This window comes from Romboutsia sp. 13368, from assembly GCF_018336475.1.
Lineage (GTDB): Bacteria > Bacillota > Clostridia > Peptostreptococcales > Peptostreptococcaceae > Romboutsia.
The window spans coordinates 1,450,633-1,455,932 of record NZ_CP048741.1; the positions used below are offsets into that span (position 1 = coordinate 1,450,633).

At 25.4% G+C, this 5,300-nt stretch carries 5 protein-coding genes; 1 reads left to right on the forward strand and 4 read right to left on the reverse strand.

All coding sequences use genetic code 11. The features are described from left to right. Window positions 1-129: 129 nt before the first annotated feature. Window positions 130-354: a (Fe-S)-binding protein gene (locus G3997_RS05845; protein WP_296644318.1), complete on the reverse strand. Its 225-nt coding sequence runs from the start codon at window positions 352-354 to the stop codon at window positions 130-132. Window positions 355-799: 445 nt separating this feature from the next. Here G3997_RS05845 and G3997_RS05850 point away from each other — a divergent pair, with 445 nt between their 5' ends. Then, complete coding sequence (locus G3997_RS05850; RefSeq protein WP_296644322.1) at window positions 800-2,191, forward strand: MATE family efflux transporter; 1,392 nt, start codon at window positions 800-802, stop codon at window positions 2,189-2,191. Between the two features lie 85 nt (window positions 2,192-2,276). Here G3997_RS05850 and G3997_RS05855 read toward each other — a convergent pair whose 3' ends face one another. The 3 genes from G3997_RS05855 to G3997_RS05865 form a co-directional block, all read right to left on the reverse strand. After that, complete coding sequence (locus tag G3997_RS05855) at window positions 2,277-3,329, reverse strand: glycosyltransferase family 2 protein (RefSeq protein ID WP_330616106.1); 1,053 nt, start codon at window positions 3,327-3,329, stop codon at window positions 2,277-2,279. A gap of 138 nt (window positions 3,330-3,467) precedes the next feature. Then, complete coding sequence (locus tag G3997_RS05860; RefSeq protein WP_296644325.1) at window positions 3,468-4,004, reverse strand: (Fe-S)-binding protein; 537 nt, start codon at window positions 4,002-4,004, stop codon at window positions 3,468-3,470. 12 nt (window positions 4,005-4,016) lie between these two features. Then, the gene (locus G3997_RS05865; protein WP_296644328.1) at window positions 4,017-5,162 is read right to left on the reverse strand and encodes an aminotransferase class V-fold PLP-dependent enzyme; all 1,146 of its coding nucleotides are present in this window, start codon (window positions 5,160-5,162) and stop codon (window positions 4,017-4,019) included. Between the last annotated feature and the right edge of the window lie 138 nt (window positions 5,163-5,300).

Here is a 5,300-nt window from a genome sequence, read left to right on the forward strand (position 1 = left end):
TATTTATTTTTTTATTTATTTATATCTAAAAATTTAGTATAAATATTATATCAAGTTTCAAATTTTAAATAAAAAATAGGAGCATACGCTCCTATACCATTAAAATTATATAAGTTTATACTAAAAATCTTAAGACACCTTTATATAACTTTTAACTTTATGTAAATTATACTTATTTTCATGAATATGTGTACATCTATTTATATTAGCATCACCTATTAATAGCATAGTTGCAAAAGATAAACAACTCTGATATCCACATTCTTTACAATTTAATTTAGGTAAACATTTATAAATTTCTATTGCATCTACCTCATTATTTTCATATAAATCTTTTTTACTCTCTAAAAACATATTACAATCCCCCACTAGTTACAATTAAGTCTCTCTTTACTTAAATTATATCATATTTATAAGTAATATTTAATTTTAAAATCCATTTGCCTAAATTAATATATCATCTGCAAAATTTATTCTAAGAATTTATATTTAATATATCTTTTACTATTTCAGCTGCCATAGTAAGNNNTTTTATAATTACAGTTTTTTAAATATAAATCATAATTTGATTATATATTTAAGTATATTTTCAGATAATTATAGTATTTATTTATTGACTTATCTAAATATTGATAATATAATATTATAGGTTTTATCAATATTTATTTTTATAAATTGTAATTTTAAATTAAATATTTCTGTATAAGTATTTCTTATACCAGTGTTGAACACCCACTTAAAAAACCTACAAGTGGGTGTTTTTTATTACAATAGAAACATTTTCCTAAGGAGGTATACAATGATAAGTAACACATTATCAAAGTACAAAAAAGACAAGAATTTTTACAGGCGATTATTTATAATAGCTTTGCCTATAGTAATCCAAAACTTAATAACATCATCACTTAATATGCTTGACACTATGATGATAGGTAAGGTTGGAGAATTAGAACTTGCATCAGTTGGTATAGCAAACCAATATTATTTCTTATACTCTCTTCTTACTAATGCTATTGCAATAGGTTCTGGAGTATTAATAGCTCAACTATGGGGTAAAAAAGATACGGTTAATATAAAAAGAACTTTATCTAGATCTTTATTTTATAGCTTAGTTTTAACTTTTATATTTATAATTTTAGGACTTATAATGCCCGATAAAATAATGGCTGTATTTAATAATGATCCTACTGTTGTTAAAATAGGTGTTGATTATTTAAAAATAGTTGTAGTAAGTTATTTATTTACTTCAATTACATTTACCTTTGCTTCTGGGCTTAGAAGTATAGGTAATACTAGTCTTCCTATGTGGGGAAGTTTTATAGGACTTATAGTTAATGCTGTTTTAAATGTAGTATTAATATTTGGTTTACTAGGAGCACCTAAGATGGGTATAAAAGGAGCTGCTCTTGCTACTTTAATAGCTAGAATAGTAGAATTTATAATAGTTGTTGGTGCAGTTTATACTAAAGTTAATATATTAAAATTAAAATTTAAAGATATGTTAGAATTACCTAAATCACTATCTATAACACTTAATAAAGTAACTTTACCTATACTTGCAAATGAAGCTTGTTGGGCATTAGGTAATATCACTTACACTGCAATATATGCAAGAATAGGTACTAGTGCTGCTGCATCTATTCAAATATGTTCTACTATAATGAATTTATTTATGATTGTTACATTTGGTCTTGCTAATGCTGCTGTTGTTATAATCGGTAATGAAATAGGCGCAAACAGAGAAGATGAAGCTATATCTGCTTCTAAGAAAATTTCTTCTCTATCACTTAAAATATCTATATTATTAGCAATTGTACTTGCATTTTTAGCCAAACCTATAGTTTCATTCTTTAATGTATCGTATGAAGTTAAAATATCTGCAGAGTATATCTTATATATTTATTCACTTGTTATGGTATTTAAAGTTTATAATGCAGTTATGATAGTTGGTATATTAAGAGGTGGTGGAGATGCTACTTATGGTTCTATACTACAAGGAATGACTTTATGGTTAATAGGAATACCTCTAGCTTTCTTTGCTGCTTTTATACTTAAACTACCTGTATATTTTGTAGTTATGTTTGCTACTATTGAAGAAATAGTCAAAGTTATTCTTATGATGAGAAGATTTAAATCTTTCAAATGGATTAAGAACATGGTTAATGATAAACAAAGTGAAGTTTTAGCTTAATTTGACCCTGTCGGTTTTACAGACACTTTATATACTTAACTAAAAAATAGCTAATAGGATTAAGCAAAAATCTTAATCCTATTAGCTATTTTTCTATACTAGCAAAATAATTATTATTATATATAACCGAAGGATCATTTGGTTTTATAGATGCTGCTTTATCATTGTATTCTTTTGATTTTTTTATATCTCCAATCCTAAAATAACATAAACAAAGTTGTATATATGGAATAAAATTATAACAATCTAATAATATAAATCCACCTGAGGATTCATTCATTTTTCTTGTTAATGCTAATTCATACCAAAATATAGCTTGATTGTATTTTTCTATATTTAAAAAATATTTACCTATATCACAACATATTTCAGCCCTTGGTTCATCAAATTCAAAACTTCTAAAACAAGCATTAATTGCTTTCTTACTATCACCAATAGCATAATAGCAGTATGATAAATCCTGACATGCATTTATACAGTTTTCTACCCATCCTTTACCAGAATCTAAGAAGTTATTAAAAGTATTTATTGCATCTTCATATCTTTTGTTGTAATAAAGTTCTCTAGCATAGTAAAATTGTTGTCTAGGATCTAATTCTTTTCCATTAGTTATCATATTTTCAAATATTCTTAAGTTTCTTTTAGGATCATTACACTTTAACTTTTTATGAGATATTGCAGCATCAGAATATATTATATTTCCTTTATGAGGTATTACCTCATGTATCTCTCCTACCCATCTAAATTTTTTACTTCTTTTTAAGATACGCTCTCTATAATATGAAAATGTAGGATTCCCCTCACTATCAAAATTTGTGTTATATTTCATCATAACCATATCTATAGACTTATCCATATTCATTTTTAATTCTTTTATTTTTTCTTTATCTTTATCTAAAATTATATCATCTGCATCTAACCACATAATATAATCTTTTGTAGCTTTTGAAAATGAATAATTTCTTGCAGCTGCAAAATCATCTATCCATTTAAAATAATATACATTTTTCGTGTATTTTTTTACAATTTCCTTTGTGTTATCATTTGAACCTGTATCAACAATTATTATTTCATCAAATATGTCACTTACACATTCTAAACAACGTCCAATTACGTCCTCTTCATTTTTAACAATCATACAAAGGCTTAAAGTGTTAATATATATCTCCCCCATTTTAGCATATTATAAATTCTATTTATTATATGCTAAATCACTTATTTTCGCCCCTAYAAATCACTTATTTTCGCCCCTACAATCTAGATTTTTTTAATATTCTTAAGCTATAACATTAATTCCAAGTTCTTCATAAGTTTTTAACTTTTCTAAGTTTTTTTCATTTCCTTCTTCTTTTAAGTGAATACATTTATTTATACTAGTCTCACATTTCACAAATTTCGTTGCAAAAGCTAAGCAAGTTTCATATCCACATTTCTTGCAATTTAATTTCGGTAAATATTTATAAATCTCTATGGGACTTGGAATCTTTCTAATTTCATAATTAGGAGTTATTTTATCTCTATTTTTATCTACATCATTTATTAAATCTTTTAAATAATCTAAAATTTCAAATGCTTCTGTTTCATTCAACAGTTTTGCAACATTTATACTTTCTTCAAACATAGTTATAATTATATGTTCCTTATTGAATACAAAAGTATTTGCCTTTTTATTATATATTCCTGTTTTTATATAAGAGTTTAAATAAGGAAATATATCACTTATATTCTTATTTAAGTTAGACATTATCCTTATTCTTTTTGAGTCTGTTGTACATGGTTGAATAAAGCTTAACTCAATACTTTCTAAATACAAAATACTTCCCCCTTAATAATTTTGCATATCATTTAATGCAAAAACTAATTTATCTATATCTTCAAACTCATTAAAATAGCCTATCCCAATTCTTACAGTTCCTATATCTTTAGTACCTATCAACTCATGTGCATTTGGTGAGCAATGAAGTCCTGCTCTTGCCATTATGTCATAGTTCATATCAAGATTATAAACTACTTCTTCTGCACTAATGTTTTCTATATTAAAAGATATAACTCCTACAATATCATTTTCATTTTTKGGACCATAAATTTTAATATTTTTTACTTCTTTTAACTTTTTAAGTGCATAAGCTACTAATAGTTTTTCTTTTTCATATATTTTATCTATTGTCTCATTATTTATAAACTTTATAGCCTCTCTTAATCCTACTATACCACTTACATTTAAAGTTCCACTTTCTAATTTATTTGGATAATAGTCTGGTTGGTATTCATATTTTGAATCGCCACCTGTTCCACCTGCTTTAAGTGGTTTTATATCATAGTCACAATTTACTATAAGTCCACCAGTTCCCATAGGCCCAAATAAACTTTTATGACCTGTAAATGCTAATAAATCTATATTATTTTCATTTATATCTATATTTAAAACCCCTGCACTTTGAGCTGCATCAACTAAAAATAATATGTTATTTTCTTTTGCTATTTCACCAATTTCTTTGATTGGCTGTATAGTTCCTAATACATTTGAAGCGTGATTAAATACTATAAGCTTTGTATTTTTCTGTATACTATTTTTAACATCAATTGGATTTGTATATCCATATTCATCTGCGCTTACTTTAGTTATAGATATATTTATTTCTTTTTCTAAAGTTTTTAAGCATCTCCATACTGCATTATGTTCTAAGCTACTTGTAACCACGTGATCATTTTCTTTAAGTATTCCTCTTAATGCTAAATTTATAGATTCTGTTACATTTGATGTGAATATTATATTTTTATAATTTTTAAAGTTAAATAAATCCCCTATTAATTTTCGTGTTTCATATACTAAAAAGTCTGATTTCATAGCCATTTTATATGAACCTCTACCTGAACTTGTACCATTATTTATCATAAAATCATATACAGATTTAGCTACAGCTTCTGGTTTTGGATATGATGTTGCTGCATTATCTAAATAAATCCCCATTTTATCTCCCCTTAAGTTAAAGTTTTACTTAATTTAATTTAATTATAGCACAAAAATAAGCTACCATAATTAGATAGCTTATTTTTAATAATAAGTATATTACTTTATATTAATCCCCATTAACTTACCGATCTCACG